18 protein-coding genes are annotated in these 23,718 nt (G+C 68.3%); 4 read left to right on the plus strand and 14 right to left on the minus strand.

Translation table 11 applies throughout. The annotated features are described in order from the left end of the window. Nucleotides 1-119 precede the first annotated feature (119 nt). Nucleotides 120-482, plus strand: coding sequence for a DUF732 domain-containing protein (locus G6N66_RS20210; protein ID WP_085232088.1), 363 nt, complete (start codon nt 120-122; stop codon nt 480-482). Here G6N66_RS20210 and G6N66_RS20215 read toward each other — a convergent pair. The 4 genes from G6N66_RS20215 to fdxA form a co-directional block, all read right to left on the minus strand. Beyond that, entirely contained in the window at nt 479-1,714 is a 1,236-nt protein-coding gene (locus G6N66_RS20215; RefSeq protein WP_085232087.1) for an alpha/beta hydrolase, read from the minus strand. The genes G6N66_RS20210 and G6N66_RS20215 overlap by 4 nt on opposite strands. Next, nucleotides 1,715-4,108, minus strand: a complete 2,394-nt coding sequence (locus G6N66_RS20220) for an APC family permease (protein WP_372515579.1) — start codon at nt 4,106-4,108, stop codon at nt 1,715-1,717. An 83-nt stretch (nt 4,109-4,191) separates the two neighbouring features. Further along, complete coding sequence (dapC, locus tag G6N66_RS20225; RefSeq protein ID WP_232079538.1) at nt 4,192-5,286, minus strand: succinyldiaminopimelate transaminase; 1,095 nt, start codon at nt 5,284-5,286, stop codon at nt 4,192-4,194. A gap of 44 nt (nt 5,287-5,330) precedes the next feature. Further along, nucleotides 5,331-5,657 carry a ferredoxin gene (gene fdxA / locus G6N66_RS20230; RefSeq protein ID WP_067151133.1) on the minus strand — a complete coding sequence of 109 codons (327 nt, stop codon included), beginning with the start codon at nt 5,655-5,657 and terminating at the stop codon, nt 5,331-5,333. A gap of 381 nt (nt 5,658-6,038) precedes the next feature. Between fdxA and G6N66_RS20235 the strand changes: the two genes are divergently transcribed. Further along, on the plus strand, nt 6,039-6,371 hold the full coding sequence (locus G6N66_RS20235; protein WP_085232119.1) for a hemophore-related protein: 333 nt from the start codon (nt 6,039-6,041) through the stop codon (nt 6,369-6,371). A gap of 5 nt (nt 6,372-6,376) precedes the next feature. On the opposite strand, the gene G6N66_RS20240 is transcribed toward G6N66_RS20235, so the two are convergent. Both G6N66_RS20240 and G6N66_RS20245 read right to left on the minus strand, forming a co-directional pair. Continuing rightward, on the minus strand, nt 6,377-7,156 hold the full coding sequence (locus G6N66_RS20240) for a maleylpyruvate isomerase N-terminal domain-containing protein (RefSeq protein WP_085232084.1): 780 nt from the start codon (nt 7,154-7,156) through the stop codon (nt 6,377-6,379). Between the two features lie 154 nt (nt 7,157-7,310). Further along, on the minus strand, nt 7,311-9,935 hold the full coding sequence (locus G6N66_RS20245; RefSeq protein WP_085232083.1) for a bifunctional FO biosynthesis protein CofGH: 2,625 nt from the start codon (nt 9,933-9,935) through the stop codon (nt 7,311-7,313). A 162-nt stretch (nt 9,936-10,097) separates the two neighbouring features. Between G6N66_RS20245 and G6N66_RS30145 the strand changes: the two genes are divergently transcribed. Then, complete coding sequence (locus tag G6N66_RS30145) at nt 10,098-10,970, plus strand: PE family protein (protein ID WP_139825117.1); 873 nt, start codon at nt 10,098-10,100, stop codon at nt 10,968-10,970. Here the strand turns inward: G6N66_RS30145 and G6N66_RS20255 are convergent. Beyond that, nucleotides 10,967-11,437: a hypothetical protein gene (locus G6N66_RS20255; protein ID WP_085232082.1), complete on the minus strand. Its 471-nt coding sequence runs from the start codon at nt 11,435-11,437 to the stop codon at nt 10,967-10,969. The two genes, G6N66_RS30145 and G6N66_RS20255, sit on opposite strands and share 4 nt — an antisense overlap. A 69-nt stretch (nt 11,438-11,506) precedes the next feature. Continuing rightward, nucleotides 11,507-12,424: an N-acetyl-1-D-myo-inositol-2-amino-2-deoxy-alpha-D-glucopyranoside deacetylase gene (mshB, locus tag G6N66_RS20260; RefSeq protein WP_085232081.1), complete on the minus strand. Its 918-nt coding sequence runs from the start codon at nt 12,422-12,424 to the stop codon at nt 11,507-11,509. Between the two features lie 60 nt (nt 12,425-12,484). Here mshB and G6N66_RS20265 point away from each other — a divergent pair, with 60 nt between their 5' ends. Beyond that, nucleotides 12,485-13,084 carry a TetR/AcrR family transcriptional regulator gene (locus G6N66_RS20265; protein ID WP_085232080.1) on the plus strand — a complete coding sequence of 200 codons (600 nt, stop codon included), beginning with the start codon at nt 12,485-12,487 and terminating at the stop codon, nt 13,082-13,084. A gap of 6 nt (nt 13,085-13,090) precedes the next feature. Here the strand turns inward: G6N66_RS20265 and G6N66_RS20270 are convergent, their stop codons facing one another. The 6 genes from G6N66_RS20270 to G6N66_RS20295 all read right to left on the minus strand — a co-directional run bounded on the left by G6N66_RS20270 (nt 13,091) and on the right by G6N66_RS20295 (nt 23,709). Further along, entirely contained in the window at nt 13,091-14,989 is a 1,899-nt protein-coding gene (locus G6N66_RS20270; RefSeq protein WP_232079539.1) for an ABC transporter family substrate-binding protein, read from the minus strand. A gap of 109 nt (nt 14,990-15,098) precedes the next feature. Continuing rightward, complete coding sequence (gene typA / locus G6N66_RS20275; RefSeq protein ID WP_085232079.1) at nt 15,099-16,985, minus strand: translational GTPase TypA; 1,887 nt, start codon at nt 16,983-16,985, stop codon at nt 15,099-15,101. Nucleotides 16,986-17,037: 52 nt separating this feature from the next. After that, the gene (gene narI / locus G6N66_RS20280) at nt 17,038-17,769 is read right to left on the minus strand and encodes a respiratory nitrate reductase subunit gamma (protein WP_085232078.1); all 732 of its coding nucleotides are present in this window, start codon (nt 17,767-17,769) and stop codon (nt 17,038-17,040) included. Beyond that, nucleotides 17,762-18,430 carry a nitrate reductase molybdenum cofactor assembly chaperone gene (gene narJ / locus G6N66_RS20285; RefSeq protein ID WP_085232077.1) on the minus strand — a complete coding sequence of 223 codons (669 nt, stop codon included), beginning with the start codon at nt 18,428-18,430 and terminating at the stop codon, nt 17,762-17,764. Before narJ ends, narI begins: the two co-directional genes overlap by 8 nt. After that, on the minus strand, nt 18,427-20,019 hold the full coding sequence (gene narH, locus G6N66_RS20290) for a nitrate reductase subunit beta (RefSeq protein WP_085232076.1): 1,593 nt from the start codon (nt 20,017-20,019) through the stop codon (nt 18,427-18,429). Before narH ends, narJ begins: the two co-directional genes overlap by 4 nt. Further along, nucleotides 20,020-23,709 carry a nitrate reductase subunit alpha gene (locus G6N66_RS20295; RefSeq protein ID WP_085232075.1) on the minus strand — a complete coding sequence of 1,230 codons (3,690 nt, stop codon included), beginning with the start codon at nt 23,707-23,709 and terminating at the stop codon, nt 20,020-20,022. Nucleotides 23,710-23,718: the final 9 nt, after the last annotated feature.

A 23,718-nucleotide genomic window follows, 5' to 3' on the forward strand; every position in this document is an offset into this window, starting at 1 on the left:
TGCTATGTCAGGGCTCGGCATCAGGGCCTGCAATGGTGGCCGGCGGTCGCAATCCCCACCCGTCGACGAGCTTCGCGCTCCCGCCGGTTTAGTCGGCCGCGCCAGACCCGGGTCACGCCATGCCAACCGCCCACCCCGTTGCCAAGGTCCTAATCGCCGTGGCGGTGCTAGCCGTAGGGTCAGCGACGCCGGCCGGCGCTCAAATCGGCCCCGCACCGCAACGACGCACGGTCCAGGATTTCTTCGCCGCGGTGCGGGCGGCAGGCATCGTCGGAACCGACCCGGCGATGTTGGCGGACGGCTACGACGTGTGCTGGCGGCTTTGGCGGCAGCACAGCCCAGCGAAACAGGTGGCTGCGGCTGTACAGCGGGACCATCCGCCGCTGACCGCTGAACAGGCGAAGCGATTCGTCATCGCCGCCTACCAGGACCTGTGCCCCGTGCCCGGTGCGTACGACTGGTGGGCCTACGGCACCAGCTAACAGCGCCGCGCGTACATTTCGGCGAGGAACCGCTCGACGGCGACCGCGGCATGCGCCGCGCGGGCCGAGCCGAAGATCTCGAAAGCGTGCTGCGCGCAAGGCAACTCGGCATAGACGACGGGCTGGCGGCTGACTTCGCGCAACCGCGCGGTGAAGCTGCGGGCCTGTTCGACGGGAATCAGCGAATCGTTGCGCCCGTGCAAGACGAAAAACGGCGGCGCGTCCGCCGAAATGTGGGCGATCGGCGAGGCGTTGCGAAACGGCTCCGCGATCTCGGTGCGGCTCAGCTTGAACACCTGCTTGGCCACCATCGGCACCATCAGCGGGTGCATCGAACTGTCGGTGCGGGTGAAGTCGTAGACGCCATAGAACGGAACGGCCGCCTGCACCCGGGTGTCGGCGTCCTCGAAGCCCGGCTGGAACCGCGGATCGTTGGGGGTCAGCGCGGCAAGCGAGGACAGATGCCCGCCGGCCGAGCCCCCGGTGATCGCGATCCAGTCCGGATCGCCGCCATAGTCGGCGATGTGCTCCTTGGTCCACGCAAGCGCGCGCTTGACGTCGACGATCTGGTCGGGCCAGGTGGAGCGGGGGCTGAGCCGGTAGTTGATCGCGACGCACACCCAACCGAGCTCGGCCAGATGACTCATCAGCGGATGTGCTTGTCCGCGTTTGTTTCCCGTCACCCAGGCGCCGCCGGGAACCTGCAGCAGCACCGGCGCGCGGCCGTTGCGATCGAGATCGGGCCGCCGCCAGATGTCCAAATGGTTCCGCGAGCCGGCGTCCCCGTAACTGATGTCGCCGTCGTGCGCGTAATCGCGGTAGATCCGCAGCATGCGCACCACACCGGGCTTCTTCGCGGTCGCGCCCGAGGCCGCGGGCCGCTGCCACAGCTCGCGCGACTCACGACACCGATCGATGCCCAGGCCGGCGTCCAGCGCCGCCGTCAGCGGCTGGTCGGCCGTGCGCCCGCTGTGGCGCAGACCCAGCAGCCCCAGCCACGACAACGCGGACACCGCCAGGCTGAATCGGCGGATCCGCGTCGGCAATCGCCGCAACACCGCCGCCTGCGCGATCAACTGTGCCCCCAGCACCTGCATGGGGAGTTCCGAGGCGAACACGCCGTAGCCGAACGCGTACAGCGAGCCGTAGCCGTGCTTGGTCAGCGGACGATATCCGTTGGCGGTGAACGCGAGCCCCAACACCGATACCAGGACGGCGGCCAGTCGCTTCATCTAGCTGCTCTCCTGGCCCGTCTCGGCCGGCTCCTCGACCACGTGGTAGGCCGGGTCGGCCATCCACATGGGCCGGGTGCCGCTCTGACGGGGCTTGCCCGTGATCCGCAACAGCTGGCCGGGTTGGATGTCGGCGCCGCCACGTCCGGAGCGGAACGTCAGGGTGATGTCGCCGCTGTTGTCGCCGACGACGACCTGCCGCAGGGTGCGCCGGCCCTTGTTGATGTCCTCGACCTCGCTGACCCGCCCTTCGAAGGTGGCACGCTGCCCGGGGATCATGCCGGCGACCGTGATCACCGACGGCGGGCGCCCCGGGTGCGCCGACTGCGCCGGATGCGCCGGATGCTCATAGGACTCGATCTTCTGATCGTCGTCCTTTGATACCCACGCTTCGACCTTGTCGAGTTCGCGCGCGACGCGGTGTTCGAGGACGTCGGGATAGGCCTCCTTGATCCGTGACTCCACGTCGTAGGGCACGATCGTCGCCGCGGCGTCCGGGATCAGGCTGACGGCTTGGGAGATCTTGTCCGCGGTGCGGTCGTGCAGCAATCTCCCCAGCAGCGGCGCGTAGGTCCGCCGCGGCAACAGCACGGTGACATTGGTGTCGGGTTGTTCGTCGCGGGTCTTGACCACCAGCAGCTGTGCCGCCCGGTTGATCCGTCGATCCGGACAATCCACCACCCGCAGCGGAGTGTCCAATCCGAAGTGCTCCCAACGCTTCCGCAGCTGCGTGGCGTGCGCCGCGTCGACCACGAAGTGCACCGCGGTCAATTCGTCGGCCCGCAATCCCCTGCCGTACCGCAGCGCCTCGATCGTCGCGAGGTCGACCGAGTTCACCAGGACCAGCACTCGGTGCCGCGCGTACTTCACCAAGTCGGGACGGTCCGTGCGGAACATCTCCAAAATGGCGGCCTCGGCCCGATATTCCTTGTTGAGCCGGATCAGCACCCACACCAGGACGGGGAAGACGACGACCACCAGCCACGCGCCCTCGGTGAACTTCGCCACCGCGAAGATACCCACCACCACCGTCGACAGGATCCCCGCGGACAGGTTGATCACCAGGCGATGCCGCCAACCGGATTCCCGTTGCGTCAGATGGTGTTTCGTCATCCCGTAGCCGGCCATCGAAAACCCGGTGAACACGCCGATCGCATAGAACGGGACCAGCGCGGTGACCGAGCCGCCGGTCAGCACCAGCAACGCCACCGAAAGCGCGGTGAGCACGATGATGCCGTTGGAGAACACCAGCCGATAGCCGCGCTTCATCAGCTGCCGCGGCAGAAAGCGGTCTTCGGCAACGAAACTGGCCAACGCGGGGAAGCCGTTGAAGCTGGTATTGGCTCCGGTGAACAAGATCGCGGCGGTCGCGGTCTGGACGAGAATGTAGAGCACCTTGCCGATCATCCCGTGCCCGAAAACCGCCCTGGCCACCTCCGACAGCATCGACGGATATCCAGCCTGATACGGCATGGCGTGGGTGACGTGGGCGAGGTAGGAGACCCCGGCCAACAGGAACCCGAGGATGCAGGCCATCGCGATCAGCACCCGACGTGCGTTGAGCCCCTGCGGCTTTCGGAAAAGGTCGACGGTGTTGGAGATCGCCTCGACGCCCGTCAGCGACGAACCGCCGTTGGCGAACGCACGCAGCAGCACCAGGATGGTCGCGCCCATGACGAGGCCGTTGCCCTGGTGCACCGGAATCGTTCCGGGTATCTGGCTCGGGTCGTAAACCGGCAACTCGCCGAAGAGCACGCGGAAGATACCGACCACAATCATCAGGCCGACCATGATGACGAAGGCATAGGTCGCCACCGCGAATTGGATTCCGGCCTCGCGCAAGCCGCGCAGGTTGGCATAGCAGATGAACAGCACCACCCCGACCGTGATGACTAGGCTGTAGGGCCCCAGCACCGGGATGGCCGACACCACCGCGACGGTCCCGGCGGCGGACTGCACGGCCACGGTGACCACGTAATCGATCAACAGTGCCGCGGCGGCGACCTGCGCCACCTTCGGGCCGAAGTTCTCCCGCGCGACGATGTAGGAACCTCCGGCGCGTGAGTAGGCCATCACGACCTGCGCGTACGACGCGGCCACCAGCACCAGAATCAGCAGGATCACGCCGGTGATGGGAATCAGCAACGTGAACGCCGCCAGCCCGGCGGCGGGCAGCAACTCGATCAGGATCTGCTCGGTGCCGTATGCGGTCGACGAAATCGCGTCGGGCGAAAGTGCGCCCAGGGCAACAGCATTCGATAGCTTTTCGGATTTGAGGCTCTCGGTAATCAGCGGTCTTCCCAAAAAGACGCGCTTGGCAATGTCCCCGACGGACGCCGGGATCTGAGGCCCGCCACCCCCGGCACCGGTCGAATTACCAGTCGAATTAGTCACGACCACATTCCTTACCCGCGGTTGAGCGTGGCTTGTCTGCAGATGCATTGTGCCCGTTTACCCCGGCAGGGGCCATGATGCGGCTACGCCGTGAGCCGGTGCACCGCGGCCGCGACGCGCTCGTCGCTGGCGGTCAGCGCCACGCGCACATGTTGTGCACCGCGCGGGCCGTAGAAATTGCCCGGCGCCACCAGGATGCCGCGCGCGGCCAACCAACCGACGCTGTCCTGGCAGGCCTCGCCGCGGGTGGCCCATAGATAGAGGCCTCCCTCGGAGTGGTCGACCGTGAAGCCCGCCGAGCGCATGGCCGGCAACAGGGCGGCGCGCCGGCGTGCGTAGCGCCCGCGTTGCTGCTGCTCGTGGGCGTCGTCGTCCAGCGCGGCCACCATGGCGGCCTGGATCGGCGTGGGCACCATCATGCCGGCGTGTTTGCGCACCGCCAGCAGCTCGGCGACCAATTCCGGATCCCCCGCGACGAAGCCGGCGCGGTAGCCGGCCAGCGACGAGGTCTTCGACAGCGAGTGCACCGCCAGCAGCCCGGTGTGGTCGCCCCCGCAGACCGACGGGTGCAGCACCGACAGCGCCACAGACGGCTCTGGATCCCAACTCAATCCCAGGTAGCACTCGTCGGAGGCCAGCACGACACCGCGCTCGCGAGCCCAGCCGACGACCTTGCGGAGGTGGTCGACGCCCAGCACCCGCCCGGTCGGATTGCTCGGCGAGTTCAGGTAGTAGAGCCCCGGTGACCGCGGACCCAGCTGGGTCAGCGAATCCGCCCGCAGCACCTGCGCCCCGGCCAGCCGGGCGCCCACGTCGTACGTCGGGTAGGCCAGTTCGGGCACCACCACGACGTCGTCGCCGCCCAGTCCCAGCAGCGTCGGCAGCCAGGCGATCAGCTCCTTGGTGCCGATCACCGGCAGGATCGCCGCCTCGGTCAGCCCGGTGACGCCGTAGCGGCGGGCCAGCGCGGCGGCCGCGGCCTCACGCAGCCGCGCGGTGCCGGCGGTGGCCGGGTATCCCGGCGCGGCGGCCGCGGCGGCCAGCGCCTCTTGAATCAGGGGCGCGACCGGGTCGACCGGGGTGCCGACCGACAGGTCGACGATGCCGTCCGGATGAGCCTCGGCCAGCGCCTTGGCGTCGGCCAAGGTGTCCCAGGGGAACACCGGCAGCGACGCCACGACGGCGGACCGGCCCCTCCGGGCCTGATCAGGCACCAGCGCGCTCAGTCACCTTCGCCTTGCGGCGGCAGGTCCTTGACCACTTGCGGGTCGTTCTCGGTCATCCCGACCTTGGCCGCGCCGCCCGGCGAACCCAGCTCGGCGAAGAAGTCGGCGTTGATCTGGGTGTATTGGCTCCACTGCTCGGGCACGTCGTCTTCGTAGTAGATCGCCTCGACGGGGCAGACCGGTTCACACGCACCGCAGTCGACGCATTCGTCGGGGTGGATGTAGAGCATCCGAGCGCCCTCGTAAATGCAGTCGACCGGGCACTCCTCTATGCATGCCTTGTCCTTGATGTCGACGCAGGGTTCCGCGATCGTGTACGTCACAGACGTCTCCTCAACGTTCCTTCGTGTGCTAATCGGTGGGCTGCTGTTGCTTCACCCGTCTACGCCCTGCGGCGCCAGTAGGCAAAAGCGTTTGGGTTACTGATACTAGACGTTGCACATACACGTCAACCATCTGCCACGCCCCTCGCCTACAGGGTGCCGAAACCGTGGCCGCACTGTCCGCAATTTCATCGATCGTGACCAGCGCCACAGGGGCGCTGACCTGCACACCGTTATGTTTGCGTCCGCGTCGGCGATATGCGCTGTAGCGGGAGGAAGTCTGGGGGGCCTGGTAACCTCGAGTCCAGACGACAACCGCTGAGAAAATTGTCGTCGCCGTCTTTGTCGGCGGTGCAGATTTTGGGGAAGGGTCCACACATGGTGAGGCTGTCGTTGACGAGAATTGCCGCCGCGGTCGGCGGTCTGACATTGGCGTTGACCGCGGGAACGGGAGTCGCGTCCGCGGATCCCATGGATGCGATCATCAACACCACCTGCAACTACGGACAGGTCATGGCCGCGCTCAACGCCACCGACCCGGGGGCCGCCGCCCAGTTCAACCAGTCGGCGATGGCGCAGGGCTACCTGCGCTCATTCCTCGCCGCCCCGCCGCCGAAGCGCGCGCAGATGGCCCAACAGATCCAGGCTTACCCGCAGGCCGCGCAATACGTTGGGCTCGTCCAGCAGGTCGCCGCGGTCTGTAACAACTACTGACCACATCAGTAACCGCTGAGCAGGCCGCGCACCCGGCCCAAAGTTTCGGGCCCGACGCGGCTGCAGATGCGCGCCGGGTCGGCCGGTCGGCGACCCCACAGCAGTAACACCCGGGCCGCCGCGTCGGTTTCCAGGGTGGCCGCGCCCTCGGGGTCGGCCAGGGCAATGGCGGTGTGATCGACGTCCGCGCTGACGACGACGTCTTGATTGAGTTGCGAGGCGCCGTCGACGCGCAGTCGGGCATCGATACGCTGGCCCGGCGCAAGGTTTTTGGCGCCCTTCGCGAGCAGCGGGCGTCCCACCGCGACGACGCTGTGCGTCGTCATCCAGGGCTCGCTCAGCGGTGCGGCCACTCGACCATCGCCATCACCGGTGATGTCCCAGCCGTGCAGGACGAGTTCCTCACGCATGTGCTCGGCGAACCACGGCGCCTTCATGGTGCGGCCGGTCCACGCGACGTCGGTGTCGGCGGGGATTTCGTCGGCCGCCTCCGCGACCTCGTTCAGGGCCGCCATCCGCTCCTGCAGCGCGGTCCACAGGTCCGCGTCGTTCAGCGCGCGCAGCGGGCCTTCGCGCTCCTCGAAGTTGCGCGTGCCGACGGGTTCGCCCGCCAGGTGCGCGCCCAGCACCCGGGCCAGTTCCTCGGCGTTACCGGCTTGATGGACGACGATGTCGCGCACCGTCCAGGCCTCGCACCAGGTGCCGGCATCGGGCCGGCGCCGTTGCACCGCATCCGCGAAAGGCTGCCATTCGGGAAATCGGTCGTGATCTATTTGTCGCCCCATGGTTGGCGGTATACCCGCGCGTAAGGCATTGACTGTGAAACGTCGGCTTTGATTGTGCAGCCTGGGCGGAAATTCGCCCGAAATCCCGCCAACGTTTCACACTCAACGCTGAAGTTGCCGTGAGGCCAACGCCGAAGCCGCGCCGAAGCCGCCCCTAAGCCGCCGCCGAAGCGTAGGTGGTGGTGCGCTGGCGCGCCGGACGGCCGATGCCCTCGGCGATCGCGACCAGTTCGGCGACGGTCTTCGCCGACCCGTTTTCCGAACCGGCCATCCGCGAGATGGTCTCCTCCATCAGCGTGCCGCCCAGGTCGTTGGCGCCGCCCTTGAGCATCACCTGCGTGCGCGCCTCGCCGAGCTTCACCCAGCTGGTCTGGATATGAGAAATCCTGTCGTGCAACATGATTCGCGCCAGCGCGTGCACCGCCCGATTGTCCCGATGGCTGGGCCCGGGGCGCGCCGCGCCGGCCAGATACAGCGGCGAATTCTGGTGCACGAACGGCAGCGGCACGAACTCGGTGAACCCGCCGGTGCGGTCCTGGATGTCGCGCAACACGTTGAGGTGGGCCACCCAGTGCCGCGGGCTGTCCACGTGGCCGTACATCATCGTCGACGACGAGCGCAGGCCCACCTCGTGCGCGGTGGTCACGATCTCGATCCACAGCGACGTCGGCAACTTGCCCTTGGTCAGCACCCAGCGCACCTCGTCGTCCAGGATCTCGGCCGCGGTGCCCGGGATGGTGTCCAGCCCGGCCTCGCGCAGGCTGATCAGCCATTCGCGAATGCTCAAGCCGCTCTTGGTAACCCCGTTGGCGATCTCCATCGGGGAGAACGCGTGCACATGCATCGACGGCACCCGGGCCTTGACGGCGCGGACCAGGTCTGCATAGCCGGTGACCGGCAGCTCGGGGTCGATGCCGCCCTGCATGCACACCTCGGTGGCGCCTTCGACGTGGGCCTCCCACGCTCGGTCGGCAACCTCCTCGGCGGACAGCGAGTAGGCGTCGGCGTCGCCCTTGCGCTGCGCGAACGCACAGAACCGGCAGCCGGTGTAGCAGATGTTGGTGAAGTTGATGTTGCGGTTCACCACGTAGGTCACGTCGTCGCCGACCGCGTCGCGGCGCAACGAATCAGCCAGTGCGGCAACCGCTTCCAGCGCGGGCCCGTCGGCGGTCGCCAGCGCCAGGTACTCGCCGTCGGTGCAGCGCGCGGGATCGCGTTCGGCCGACCGCAGCGCGGCCAGCACGTCGGTGTCGATCCGCTGGGGAGCACTAACAGCCAGCTCCTGCACGTGCGCACGGATCGATTCCCAATCGCCGAACGCACTGTCCAGATCGCTGCGCGCCTCGGTGACCCGGCCCTCGGTGTCGATGGCCGCGTGCAGATCCACCCGACCGGACGACTCCACGTCGTCGGGCTCCTGCCAGGGCAGGCCCACCGGGTTGACGTCGCGGGCCAGTCCCGTCGCCGGATCGGCCAGCGCCACAACGTGTCCGCGCACCCGCGGATCGATCCACGCGGCGCCCGCCTGCACGTACTTGGGCTGCGCCGTCAACCGCTGCACCAACTCGAATCCGGCTTGCGCGGTCACGGCGGCCAACTCCTCCAACGCGGGCCAGGGCCGTTCCGGGTTGACATGGTCGGGCGTCAGCGGTGACACGCCGCCCCAGTCGTCGACCCCGGCGCCGACCAGCGCCAGGCACTCCTCGCGCGACACCAGGTTCGGCGGTGCCTGAATGCGCATCGCCGGGCCGAGCACCAACCGCGCCACCGCCACCGTCGCCAGATAATCCTCGATGCCGGCGTCGGGCACCGCGGCCATTGCGGTGTGTTCCTTGGCACGGAAATTCTGCACGATCACTTCCTGAACGTGCCCAAACTCCTTGTGCGACTTACGAATCGCCTGCAAGGTCTCGGCGCGCTCAAGCAGCGTCTCGCCGATCCCGACCAGCAGCCCGGTGGTGAACGGAATCGACAACCGGCCCGCATCGGTCAACGTGCGCAGCCGCACCGCCGGGTCCTTGTCCGGGCTGCCGTAGTGCGCCAGTCCCTTGGTCTCGAACAGCCGCCGCGACGTCGTCTCCAGCATCATGCCCATCGAGGGCGCCACCGGCTTGAGCCGGGAGAGCTCCGACCAGCTCATCACGCCGGGGTTCAGATGCGGCAACAGCCCGGTTTCCTCCAGCACGCGAATCGCCATCGCCCGCACATACGACAGCGTGGAGTCGTAGCCACGCTGGGCGAGCCAGTCGCGCGCCTCGGTCCAGCGGTCTTCGGGCCGGTCGCCCAGGGTGAAAAGCGCTTCCTTGCAACCGAGTTCGCCGCCGCGACGGGCGATGTCGAGGATTTCGTCGGGTTCCAGATACATGCCGGCGCCCCGGGCCCGCAGCTTGCCGGGGACGGTGACGAAGGTGCAGTAATGGCAACTGTCGCGGCACAGGTGCGTGACCGGGATGAACACCTTGCGCGAATAGGTGATCGGCAACCCGCCCCGCGGGCCGCGCCGCCCCGCCGCCTGCAAGCCGGCATCCCGGACGCGCGCCGCGCTGGCGCACAGGTCGGCCAGGTCCTCGCCGCGCGCGGTCATCGCGACCGCCGCCTCGTCGATGTTCAGCGAAACGCCATCGCGGGCCCGCCGCAACACCCGCCGCAGCGCCGACGCGCTGACCTTCGGGACGGCAGCGGGCGGAGCGACAGGGCTGGGCAGAGCGGTGGGCTCCCGGCCCGAGGGGCCCGGCGGCCGCCCGTCTGTTAAAGGCACGTTGGTGTAACTTCCCGACAGTCGAATTTCATCCGCGCGTCACCACAGTAGCCGTCGGTCGGCGCCGGCCCGCGTTCGACCATCAAGGCAACCGCCTGGCTAACACTTTCGCCGAGTTTGCCGATAACCGTCGGGGATCGAGCTACGATCCCAGCCAGGCCTATTGATCACCGGGGGAGGTGCATGGTGTCCTCGTTGCTCGCGGCACCGCAATTGCTGGCCGACGCCGCATCGGACCTGGCCGGCCTCGGCTCGACGATCAAAACGGCCAACGCGGAGGCCGCCGCCCCCACGACCGGGCTGCTGCCCGCCGCCGCCGACGAGATATCGACGGAGATCGCCTCGTTGTTCTCGGCGCACGGGCACGGGTTTCAGCGGTTGAGCGCGCAGGTCGCCGCGTTTCACGAGCAGTTCGTCGGGTCCCTGAGCGCCAGCGCCAAGGCCTATGCGGCCGCGGAAGCCAACATCGCGCAGACCCTGCGGAACACGGTGAGCGCGCCCGCCACGGCGGTGCTCGGGCATCCGCTCGCCGGCAACGCGGTCTCCGGCGCCCCGGGCCCCGGCGGCGGCTCTGCCCTGGCCGCGAGCGGCGGCGGGCCCCTCGGCCAGGCCGCCCGCAGCGCACTGCACCTGTCGCCAACCGGCGGTGCCCTCGGCGCAAGCCAGCTGCCCAAATTGTTGTCGGGCCTGACCAACTCGGCGGCGCACCCGGCGGCGGGCAACAACATCGCCACCGCGATCGAGAACGCCTACCTGGCCATCGAACCGTGGGTGTACTACGGCTTCGAGCTTGTCGTCTACGCCGCGAACTACGTGATCCCCTTCGGGTTGGCGAATCAGATCCTGTACTTCTACAACCTCTTCGAGCCCATGGTGCAGAGCGGGTTGTTCAACATCCTTGACTGGCTGTCCGGGGCGATCACCTTCAGCCAAGGGGTGGCCAATTTCGTCGCGGCAACGAACGCCTCGATCAACGCGTTCATCAACACCGAGATCAACTGGTTCCTCAGCTTCTTCCCGCCGCTGCCGCCGCTGCCACCGTGGTGGCCGTTCTAGCCCAACCGCGAACGCCGCAACAACAGCCACGCCGGCGGCACAAACCCGGACAGGAACAGCCACAGCGCCGAGAATTCGATCGGCCAGCGGCCCCCCAAGATGACGGCGTCGGCGGGACCACCCGTGCTCAGTACCCCGATCGTCAGCAGCCAGGTCCACAGGGGCAGCGCCGCGACCCGCGTCGAGCGGGTCCACCACCCGGCGGCCCAGACCAGGGCGGCGTTGACCAGTCCACTAATCAGCCCGCTGACGGGAAACGGAATGGCGCCAATATAGGAAGGCAGCAGCAGCGTCCCGGCCAAGGCGGACAGGATCCCGTCGACAGCCAACAGCGCCAACACGACGACGCGAATAGCTGGGTCCGCCGGATCCGACGTGCCGCCATCGTCGACCAACGCCGGGCGCGATCTGGTTTCGGTCAGGTTGGGACGCTGTCGATGTTGGAGAGTATCGACCCGATGACCCACTGCAGGCTGTCGAGTCGGTCCTGCCAGTGCTGCAGGTTCGGGTCCAGGTCGGGGTCCATGGTTTGGAGCCTACCGCGAAGCGGCCCCATCCAAACCCAGCCCGGCGAGCAGATCCGTTTCCCAGCCGCGCTCGTCGCGTTCTCCCGGGGCGCCGCCGACGAGGACATAGTGCTCGTCGGCCAGGATCGGCATCGCGAAGTTGTTCGACACGGCGCACACCCGGCCCGTCGGGCCGACGGCGACCTGCGTGGCGTGCGCGGTCAGCGCGGCCACCTTGGCGGCGTGCGCATCCGGGCCGGCCTCGACGACGGCGTCAATGTCCTCGTCGGCGTATCCGAACGGGACGTCTTCCAATTTCGGGACCGTCCACTCGGGCAGCACATCGCTACCGTCCAGCCCGTCGTACGCGGTCTTGAACGCGCTCCGGGCCAGGACCGTCCAGTAGAACTTCGGCACCGTCCAAGGCTCGCCGGGATAGTCGCCGTTCGCCGAACCGGCGGCGGCCACCGCGGCCGTCGTGACGGCGTGGGCGCGCACGTGGTCGGGATGGCCGTAGCCGCCGTTGGGGTCGTAGGTGACCACGACATGCGGACGCTGCTCCCGGATGATCGCGACGAGCGCACCAACCGCCTCGCGTTCGTCGGCGTCGACGAATCGGGTGAATCGCTGCCGATCCCGCGGCTCGGTGCCCTCCATCCCGGAGTCGCGCCAGCGGCCCGCGCCGCCGAGGTAGATGGGTTCGTCGACGCCCAGCGCGCGCAGCGCCGCGGTGAGCTCGCCGACCCGGTAGCCACCGAGTTGGTCCGCGTGATCGACGGCGAGCGCGGCCCACCGCTCCCCGATGACCTCGCCCTCCTCGCCGAGCGTGCACGTGACGACCCGGACCTGCGCCCCCGCGGCGACGTAATGCGCGATGGTGGCACCGTTGTTTAGACTCTCGTCGTCAGGGTGCGCGTGCACAAAGAGCAGCCGCGCCGTCTCGGCCATACCCGCACCCTACCCGCTATCCAGCCCCGCAATAGGAACGCCAGCGGCTACTATCGACGCATGGCGCAGCCCAGCCAAGTCCGCACCCACACCGTCCGCAGTCGCCGGCGGGGTGCGGTGCTCGAACATGCGCTCTACGAGGCCACGCTGGCCGAACTGACCGAGGTCGGGTACGGCGGGCTGACCATGGAAGGGATCGCGGCGCGCGCCCGCACCGGCAAGGCGGCGCTGTACCGGCGCTGGGCCAGCAAATGCGAGCTGGTGCACGCGGCTTTGGTGTTCGCGCTGCCGCCGGTCCCCGAGCCGCGCCCGGGCCGGTCGGCGCGGGACAACCTGTTGGCGATGTTCATCTCGCACCGCGACATGCTGGCCGGCAAGACGGCGTTTCCCGCCATGGAGGTCATCCACCAGCTGCTGCACGAACCCGAGATGCGCACCATCTTCGCCGACGCGGTGGTGGCGCCGCGGCTGAAAATCCTCGAGTCGATCCTGCAAACCGCCGTCGCCGACGGCGACATCGACCCGGCCACCATCACCCCGCTGACCGGACGGGTCGGACCGGCGTTGATCAATCAGCACTTCATGCTCAAGGGCGAACCACCGAACCGGCGCGAGCTCGCGCTCATCGTCGATACCGTCATCCCGCCCAGACGGCACTGATCGCCGTCACGGCCCGGTCTTGATCCATTGACCGGCGTCGCCGACGATGCCGACCGGCACCGCGCCCGAGAGGCTGACATTCTGCACGCTCGGGCCCGCGGCCACGATCGTGGTGTCCTGCAGGATCGGCAGCACCGTCGACATGTTCCACAGTCGCGGCTCGACCGCGGTGATCACCTCGTTGATGTTCTTGGTCCCGTTGAGGGCGGCGTCGATGTTCGGCTGGATGCTGCGGTCGCAGATCCCGGTGAGGTTCGACGGCGCCAGCACCAGCGCGCCGGGCTCGGGCGGGCGGCTGGGCGGGGTCGAGCTCTGCGGCGTGGGGGTGGGCGGCCCGGTCGACGACGACGCGACGGGCGTCGGCGCGCCGGGCACCACCCCGGGTGGGGTCGTCTGCAGCGCGGGGCAGCCGTACCGCGAGGCCAGCAGCGTGGCCAGATTCCCGCCGGCCTGATGCCAGCCCACGATGGCGTCCACCTGATGGTTGGTCAGCGCGTCGCGATACAGCGTCACCGGGTCCAGGGCCAAGACGGTCGCGGCGATGCCGACGTTGCGCAACTGGTCGGCCGCCGTGTTGGCCACCGCCACCGAGGTCGGATCGTTCGCCGCCACCCCGATCACCAGCGACAGCTGCTTGCCGTCCTTGCTGATCCGGCCGCGGATGACCTCGGGCGGTCCGGGGTTCACCGGCGCGGTCGTCGACGTGGTCGTCGGTGGCGTCGAAGATGCCCCCGTGCTGGTCTCGACCTGGAAACCGGCGGCCGTGAACAATGCCAGGGCCGCCGGTGTGGTGATGGCGGGCGGCGCGGTCGGCTCATAGCCGGGGTCGCTCGGCGATCGGATCTGCGCCTGGTCCAGCGTGACGGTGTTGTCGCTGCCCGCCCCCACGGCGGCCAGCAGGTCGACGTCGAGCAGCCCCAGGATCGCCTTGCGCACCTGCGGGTCCTCCAACTTGGGCTCGTTGGCGCGCAGCGTGAGCTGCATGACCCGCGGTGTCACGATCCGCGCGGTCCGCACGTCCGGGATCGCCGACAGCTGGGCGAACGACGTCGACCCGCCGTGCACCTGGGCCACCTGGGTGTCGCCGTTGCGCACCGAATCGGCCAGCGCGGCCGGTGCGCCGGCGCGACGAAACAGGATCAGGGCGGGTTTCGCGGGCGGCCCCCAGTAGCGGTCGTTGCGGGCGATCAGCAGCTCGTCGCGCTGCGGGTCGATGTTCTCCACCCGGAACTGCCCGCCGGTGACCGGCATCGCCCGCGCCAGCCCGGCGGCGAAACCGCCCGGCGCGTCCTTGACGATGTGGGCCGGCAGCAGGTTGTTGAACAGCTCCTTCCACGCGGGATACGGCTGCGCGAAGGTGACGACGGCCTGCTTGCCGCCTTCGAGCGACTGGACCCCGGTGATCAGGTCGTAGCCGGCCGGGTCGACCACCCCGGGCTGACTGGCCATCTGTCGCCACAGGTACCAGAAGTCGTCGGCGCCGATCGGCGCGTTGTCGGTCCACTGCGCCTCGGGCCGGATCTTGTAGGTGACCGTGAACGGGTTCTGGTTGGTCACGTCCGCCGACACCAACAGGGTGGGGTCCATTTCCCAGCGCGAACCCGTCGGCGAGGCGGGATCGGGGACCGGACGGAACGCGCTCGGTAATACCAGCGCGCTGATCGCCGCGTTCACCGGCGACAGGTCCGACAGCAGATGCGGGTTGAACCCGGCACCGATCGAGTCGATGCCCATGATGATCTGGGTGACCCGCTGCGGCGGCGGGGGCGAGTTGTGCGGGGTGTCGGTGCTTTGCGGGGCGGGCGGCGGGTTGACCGTACACGCGGCCAACGCCAGGCCGACCAACGAGGTCAGCACGCCGACGGTGAGGACAACGCGGCGGATTCGCTGCGGCACGCCCCTCAGGGTAACGAGGGGGTGCGCCGGAGCCGGATGCGCCGCGAGCGTAACGGGGCCGCGAAAACGTGGTCCGCATTTCGCAGTGTGGTTACGCTGGCGCACCCAGCGCATCAAGCTAGCCTCGGGCCTTCGCCCGCGCGCGGCTGCGTGCCCGCGACGTGGCATCCAACTCGACCTTGCGGACGCGCACCACCTCGGGGGTCACCTCGACGCACTCGTCGGACGCGCAGAACTCCATGGCCTGCTCCAGGTCGAGTTCGAGCGCCTTGGCCAGCGTCTCCATCACGTCCGCGGTCGAGGACCGCATGTTGGTCAGCTTCTTCTCCCGGGTGACGTTAACGTCGAGGTCCTCGGCGCGCGGATTGATCCCGACGACCATGCCCTCGTAGGTGTCCTGGCCCGGCTCGACGAAGAACTGGCCCCGGTCGGCGAGCCCGAGCAGTGCGAACGGCGTGATGGTGCCGGACCGGTCGGACACCAGCGACCCGGTGTGCCGGGCCCGGATCTCGCCGGCCCACGGGCGGTAGCCGTCGAACACGGCGTTGGCGATCCCGGTGCCGCGGGTGAGCGTGAGGAAGTCGGTGCGAAAGCCGATCAGGCCGCGGCTGGGCACGATGAAATCCATCCGAACCCATCCCGCCGCATGGTTTTTCATCTCCTCCATGCGGCCCTTGCGCCCGGCCATCAGTTGGGTGATCGCGCCGACGAACTCCTCGGGACAGTCGATCGTCATCGCCTCGAACGGCTCGTGCAGCTTGCCGTCGATGGTGCGGGTGACGACCTGCGGCTTGCCGACGGTCAGCTCGAACCCTTCCCGACGCATCTGTTCGACCAGCACGGCCAGCGCCAGCTCGCCGCGGCCCTGCACCTCCCAGGCGTCCGGGCGGCCGATGTCGACCACCCGGATCGACACGTTGCCGACCAGTTCGGCGTCCAGCCGGTTGCGGACCATGCGTGCGGTCAGCTTGTGTCCGGGCACCTTGCCCGCCAGCGGCGAGGTGTTGGTGCCGATGGTGACCGAGATCGCCGGCTCGTCGACGGTGATGCGCGGCAGCGCGTGGGCATGCTCGGGGTCGGCCAGCGTGTCGCCGATCATGATCTCGGGCAGCCCGGCCACGGCGACGATGTCGCCGGCGATGGCCTCGTCGGTGGGGCTGCGCTCGACGCCCTCGGTCGCCAGCAGCTCGGTGATCTTGGCGTTGGTGATCACGGGCAGCCCGTCGACCTCGCGCATCCACGCGACCTGCTGGCCCTTGCGGATGCGTCCGTTGTAGATCCGGATCAGCGCCAGCCGGCCCAAAAACGTCGACGCATCCAGGTTGGTGACCAGCGCCTGCAGCGGCGCCTCCGGGTCGCCCTGCGGCGGCGGCACGTATTTCTCTAGGACCTCGAACAGCGGGTCCAGGTTGGTGCCGTCGGGGATCTCGCCGTCGGCGGGCGCCGTGGTGCTGGCCACGCCGGCGCGGCCGGACGCGTACAGCGTCGGCAGGCCCAGCGCGTGCTCGGCGGCCTTGGCGGCCTCGTCGTCGAGGTCGGACGCGACGTCGAGCAGCAGGTCGTGGCTGGCCTCGACGACCTCGGCGATCCGGGCGTCGGGCCGGTCGGTCTTGTTGACGACGAGGATCACCGGCAGGTGCGCGGCCAGCGCCTTGCGCAGCACGAACCGGGTCTGCGGCAGCGGGCCCTCCGACGCGTCGACGAGCAGCAGCACCCCGTCCACCATCGACAGGCCGCGCTCCACCTCGCCGCCGAAGTCGGCGTGGCCCGGGGTGTCGATGACGTTGATCACAGTCACCGACCCGTCCCTGTCGTGGCGATGGACGGCGGTGTTCTTGGCCAGGATGGTGATGCCCTTTTCGCGTTCCAGGTCGCCGGTGTCCATCACGCGTTCCTGCAGGTCACCGCGTTCATGCAGCGCGCCGGATTGCCGCAGCATCGCGTCGACCAGGGTTGTCTTGCCGTGGTCGACGTGCGCGACGATGGCGACATTACGGAATGGCACGTCGGTGATTGTGGCAGCGCAAGACCCGATATGGCGAACCGACTGCTAGCCCCTACCAGCCCCGTCGGGGCGGCGCCGAAGCGACCAGTCGGCCCTCGGCGGCCACGTCGCGGCTGCGATAGACGATGTAGGGCCGGAACAGGTAGGCGATCGGCGCGCTGAAGATGTGCACCAGACGGGTGAACGGCAACAGGGTGAACAGCACCATGCCGATCAGGGCGTGCAGCTGGTAGTCCAGCGGCGCGTTGATCATCACCTCCCCGTGCGGCTGAAATATCCAGATCCGGCGGAACCACAGGCCGACGGTGTAGCGGTAGTGGAACTCGCCGCCGTGCGGCCCGGTGCCGATCAGGTCGCAGTACAGGCCCACCACGATCGCCAGCACCAGCACCACATACATCACCTTGTCGCTGCGGGTGGTGGCCGCCGACACCGCCGGGCGGGTGAAGCGCCGGTAGATCAGCAGCCCCATTCCGAGCAGCGTCGCCAAGCCCGCCATCGACCCGGCCGCGACCGCCTGCATGTGGTAGGCGTGGTCGCTCATCTTGAGCATGTGCGTCACGCGCGGCGGGATGAACAGCCCCATCACGTGTCCGGCGAACACCGCCAGGATGCCGAAGTGAAACATCGGGCTGGCGATGCGCAGCAGCCGCGACTCGTAGACCTGCGACGACCGGGACGTCCAGCCGAACTTGTCGTAGCGGTACCGCCACCAGGTCCCGACGATCAGCACCGACAGCGTGACGTAGGGGGCGATGTCCCAGAACAGGACGTTGCTAAACACTTGGGGTTCCTTTGCGGGGCGGGACGGTCAACGTAAACGGTTGCAGGCCAACGGATTCCGCTGGCGGACCGGCTTTCGCCAAGCGTTCGGCGCGGCGCACCTCCTGGTCGGTGACGGCCGGCAGCGTCGCGCAGACCGCCGCCACGGTGGGCTCGTAGGGCGAGTTGGCCTCGGCCAACGCGCCGCGCAGCACGTCGATCGGTACCCGGTGTTCGGTCAGCAGGCGCCGCCCGGCCTCGGGGTCGACGGTGGCGGCGAATTCCAGCACGACGGGCAGGTGGTCGGGGGCCTCGGTGCGCGGCGGCTGCACGCCCGCCGCACGGTAGGCGGAGGCGAACGCCAGCATCTCCCGGCCGCGGTTGCGGGTGTCCCCCGCGGTCCAGTAGGTGAGGTACATGGTGGCGCGCCGGCGCATGTCGAAGGTTTCGACGTAGTCCACCGCGGCGGCCATCGGCTCGCGGGCCCGCAGGGCCGTGACGGTTTTTTCCAGCAGCTCGGCCACCGGGCCGTTGATGTGCCCCAGCAGCTCGTCGACGATGTCGAGCCGCTCGGCCTGCCCGTCGTCCGGGTAGGCCAGCAGCAGCGACGCCGCCTGCCACACCAGCCGGTCCTGCATCGTCCGGGTGCCCGGGCGTTCCCGCAGCGCGGACCGCAGCCTCATCGCGGGTTCCCGTCGGGAAACATTCCGGCGGGCACCTTGCCGCCATCCCAGTTGAGCAGGTTCACCCTGGACCCCTGGGAGCGTTGCTGAGCGTGGAACGTCTCCACCGACACGGGCGCCGGTTCGGATTCGTACATGCCCGGGCCGCCGTCGCCGTCCAACGAGCAGCCCATCTGCTCCAGGTCGTGGGCCTGCGGGCTGAACGCGGTCGGAATGACATAGCGCTCTTCGTATTTCGCGATGGCCAGCAACCGGTACATCTCGTAGATCTGTTCCTCGGTCATCCCCACCGCGTGCGCGATGTGCGGTTGGGTCTCCCGGCCGAGATTGATGTCGCGCATGTACGAACGCATCGCGGCCAGCCGCCGCAGCACCCCTTCCACCACGCCGGTGTCCCCGGCGGTGAACAGTTCCGCCAGATACTGCATCGGGATGCGCAGCGCGTCCAGCGCGCCGAACAGGTTGCCGAGTTCCTCGCCGTCGTGGCCGTCGCGGCTGACCGCGTCGACCACCGGCGACAGCGGCGGGATGTACCAGACCATCGGCATGGTGCGGTACTCCGGGTGCAGCGGCAACGCCACCTTGTACTTGTTGATCAGCGCGTGCACCGGGGAGCGCTGCGCGGCATCGATCCACTCGTCGGAAATCCCCTCCGCGCGCGCTGCGGCGATCACCTCGGGATCGTTGGGGTCCAACAGGATTCGGCACTGCGCCGCATACAGGTCGGTGTCCTTTTCCACCGACGCCGCCTCCAGCACCCTATCGGCGTCGTACAGCACCAGGCCCAGGTAGCGCAGCCGCCCCACGCAGGTCTCCGAGCAGATGGTCGGCAGGCCGACCTCCATCCGCGGATAGCACAGCGTGCACTTTTCCGCCTTGCCGGTCTTGTGGTTGAAATACACCTTCTTGTAGGGACATCCGGACACACACATCCGCCAGCCGCGGCAGCGGTCCTGGTCCACCAGCACGATGCCGTCCTCGCTGCGCTTGTACATCGCACCCGACGGGCACGACGCCACACAGGAGGGGTTGAGGCAGTGCTCGCAGATGCGCGGCAGGTAGAACATGAAGGTCTCTTCGAGCTTGAGCTTGATCTCTTCGTTGACCTTCTTCAGGATCGGGTCCTTTTCCAAGGTTTCCGGTGATCCGGCCAGGTTGTCGTCCCAGTTGGGACCCCAGGACACCTTCATCGGCTTGCCGCTGATCTGGCTCCTGGGCGCGGCCGTCGGGAAGGTGTCACCCGCGGGCGCGTTGGTCAGGTTTTCGTAGTCGTAGGTCCAGGGCTCGTAGTAGTCGTCGATGAGGGGCAGGCGCGGATTGGCGAAGATGCGCAACAGCTTGGCGATGCGCCCGCCGTCGCGCAACCGGAGCCGGCCCTTCTTGTCGCGTATCCAGCCGCCGCGCCACCGCTCCTGATCTTCGTAGGTGCGCGGATAGCCTTGGCCGGGACGGGTTTCCACGTTGTTGAACCAGACATACTCGGTGCCGGAGCGGTTGGTCCAGGCCTGCTTGCAGGTGACCGAGCAGGTGTGGCAGCCGATGCACTTGTCCAGGTTCATCACCATCGCCAGCTGCGCCATGACCTTCATCTAGTACGTCACCTCCTGGCTGCGGCGGCGCACCACGGTCACCTCGTCGCGCTGGTTGCCGGTGGGGCCCAGGTAGTTGAACGAGAACGCGTGCTGCCCGTAGCCGCCGGCCAAGTGGCTGGGCTTGATCCGCAGCCGGGTCAGCGCGTTGTGGTTGCCACCCCGCTTGTTGTTGGTTTCGGTGCGCGGTGTGTCCACGGTGCGCTCCTGCACGTGATAGACGAACACCACACCGTCGGGCATGCGGTGGCTGACGATCGCCCGGCACACATAAATGCCGTTGACGTTGACCGCCTCGACCCAATCATTGTCTTGCACTTGAATTTTCGCCGCATCGCCGGGGCTCATCCACATAGTGGGCCCGCCGCGGGACAGCGACAGCATGTACAGGTTGTCCTGATACGTGGAGTGAAAGGACCACTTCGAGTGCGGCGTCAAATACCGCACGGTGAGCCCGATCCCGTCTTCGGTCGGCCCCAGCTGCGGCTGGCCGAACAGCCGCTTCATGTCCAGCGGCGGCCGGAACACCGGCAGGTGCTCGCCGAGTTCCTCGATCCAGTCGTGCGCCAGATAGAAGTGCATCCGCCCGGTCAGGGTGTGGAACGGCTTGAGGTTCTCGATGTTGATGGTGAATGGCGCATACCGACGCCCACCGGTTTCGCTGCCGGACCATTCCGGGCTGGTGATCACCGGGACCGGCCGGGCCTGGGTATCGGCATAGCAGATCCGTCGCTCCTCGCTGCCCTCGGCCAGATGCACCAGCCGCTGACCGGTGCGCTTCTCCAGCTCGTGGAAGCCCTCGACCGCCAGCCGGCCGTTGGTGGTGCCCGACAGCAGCAGCAGCACGTCGGCCATCCGCGCGGCGGTGGTGATGGCCGGACGCCCCACCGCCACACCGGAATTCATCACCCCGAACTTGGCCGCCAGTTCGTCGACCTCCCGGAAGGGCTGCACGGTGACGCCCTTGGTGGTCAACCCGAACTGGTCGACCAGCGGACCCAACGTCCGCCACTTGTCGTAGATCGCGGTGTAGTCGCGCTCCACCACGGTGAGCTTGGCCATCGTCCGCCCCGGCACCGGCGTCGCGCCGGTGTGCAACCAATCATTCTCCGCGCCATCGGGATACGCCATGGCATCGGGCGTGTCGTGCTGCAGCGCGGTGAGCACCACATCGGTGCGGGTGCCCAGGTGTTGCTTGGCCATGGCACTGAACGCGCGGGCGATGGCGCCGAAAGCGTCGAAGTCCGAACGGGTTTCCCACGGCGGGTCGGTCGCGGCGCTGAACGCGTGCACGTACGGGTGCATGTCCGTGCTGGAGATGTCGGCCTTCTCATACCAGGTCGCGGCCGGCAGCACGATGTCGGACACCAGCGTCGTCGAGGTCATCCGGAAGTCGATCGACATCATCAGGTCGAGCTTGCCCTCGGGGATATCCCCGTCGCACTTGACGTCGATGGGCCGCACGCCGTCCTCCGGCGGCTGCGCGGTGGCGTTGGAATCGGTGCCCAACAGATGGCGCAGGAAGTACTCGCCGCCCTTGCCCGACGAGCCAATCAGGTTGGCGCGCCATACGGTTAGGACCCGCGGCCAGTTGACCGGGTTGTCGGGATCGGTAACGGCGAGCTTGAGTGCGCGCTGACCGAGCTGCTCGGCGACGTACTCGGCGACGTCGCGATCGGCGGCGCGCGCGTCCTCGGCCACCTGCAGGCTGGACCTGTCGAACTGCGGGTAGAACGGGCTCCAGCCCATGGCGACCGCCGACGCCAGCAGGTCCATGGTGTGCTTGCCGGCGAACTTGCCCCGCCCCACCGGGCTGGCCAGTTTGTCGGCGCCGTATCCGTCGTAGCGCCATTGGTCGGTGTGCGCATACCAGTACGAGGCGCCAGGCACCTGCCGCGGCGGCCGCGACCAGTCGGTGGCCATGGACATCGTCTGGAAGCCGGTGAGCGGGCGCACCTTTTCCTGACCGACGTAATGTGCCCAGCCGCCGCCGTTGCGGCCCATCGACCCGGTCAACATCAGCAGCGCCAGCACCGCGCGGTAGATCGCGTCGCTGTGGAACCAGTGGCAGATGCCGCCGCCCATGATGATCATCGAGCGCCCGCCCGATTCCTCTGCGCTGCGGGCGAATTCCTTAGCCACCCGGATGGCCTGCGCGGCCGACACTCCGGTGATCGCCTCCTGCCATGCCGGGGTGTTCTGCACGCTGGCGTCGTCGTAACCGGTGGGCCATTCGCCCGGCAGCCCGGGGCGGGCCACCGCGTACTGGGCGAGCATCAGGTCGAAAACCGTGCAGACCAGGTGCTCGCCGACGCGGCGCACCGGGACGCCGCGCGCCACGGTCGTGCCTTCGCCGTCGACGGTGTCGAAGCTTGGCAGGTGCACCAGGGCGGTGTCGCTGGTTCCCATCACGCTGAGCGCCGGCATCAGCTCGCCCAGATCCAGGTTCCACTTGCCGACGCCGTCCTCGCCGTAGCGGAACCCCAGCGAACCATGGGGCACCACAATGGAATTCGTCGTCTCGTCCAGCAGCGCCGGCTTGAGCGCCGCGTTCTCGGAGTTCCTAAACGACTCCCCCAGGTCGGCCGCCGTCAGGTTCTTGCCCGGCACCAACATGTCGCCGCGCTGTTCCAACTTGATCAGGAACGGCAGGTCGGTGTAGCGGCGCACAAAGTCGGCGAAGAACGGAACCTGCTTTCGCACATAGCATTCCGAGAGGATGACGTGGCCCATGGCCATGGCCAGCGCGCCGTCGGTGCCCGCCGCGCAGGGCATCCATTCGTCGGCGAACTTGGTGTTGTCGGCATAGTCGGGGCTGACCGTCACCACCTTGGTGCCGCGGTAGCGGGCCTCGGCCATCCAATGCGCGTCGGGCGTGCGGGTGATCGGGACGTTGGAGCCCCACATCATCAAATAGGCCGCGTCCCACCAGTCCCCGGATTCGGGCACGTCGGTCTGGTCGCCGAACACCTGCGGCGAGGCCACCGGGAGGTCGGCGTACCAGTCGTAGAACGACGTCATCGGCGCGCCGATCAACTCGAAGAACCGCGAGCCGGCGGCGTAGGACACCATCGACATCGCCGGGATCGGGGAAAACCCGGCGACCCGGTCCGGGCCGTAGGTCTTGATGGTGTGTACGTGGGCGGCGGCGATCATTTCGGTCGCCTCGGCCCAGCTGACCCGGATCAGCCCACCCTTGCCGCGGGCCTGCTGATAGCGGCGGCGGCGCGCCGGGTCGGCCTGGATGTCGGCCCAGGCGAGCACCGCGTCGCCCAGCCGCGCCTTGGCCTCGCGGAACATCTCCACCAGCACGCCCCGCGCGTACGGATAGCGCACCCGGGTGGGCGAATAGCTGTACCAGGAGAACGACGCACCGCGAGGACACCCGCGCGGCTCGTATTCGGGCCGGTCCGGGCCCACCGACGGGTAGTCGGTCTGCTGGGTTTCCCAGGTGATGATCCCGTCCTTGACGTAGATCTTCCACGAGCACGAGCCGGTGCAATTGACCCCGTGCGTGGACCGCACCACCTTGTCGTGACTCCACCGGTCGCGATAGAAGACGTCGGCTTCGCGGCCACCGCGGCGGGTGACCGTGCGCAGGTCAGCTGAGAACTCGCCTGGTGTGAAGAAACGCCCGCTGCGCTCCAGCAGCTCCTCGAGCGTCCCCCCGACGTGCGGTGTCGCAGTCAACCGGCAGAC

Origin of the sequence: Mycobacterium conspicuum, from assembly GCF_010730195.1 — a bacterium.
GTDB classification, from domain to species: domain Bacteria; phylum Actinomycetota; class Actinomycetes; order Mycobacteriales; family Mycobacteriaceae; genus Mycobacterium; species Mycobacterium conspicuum.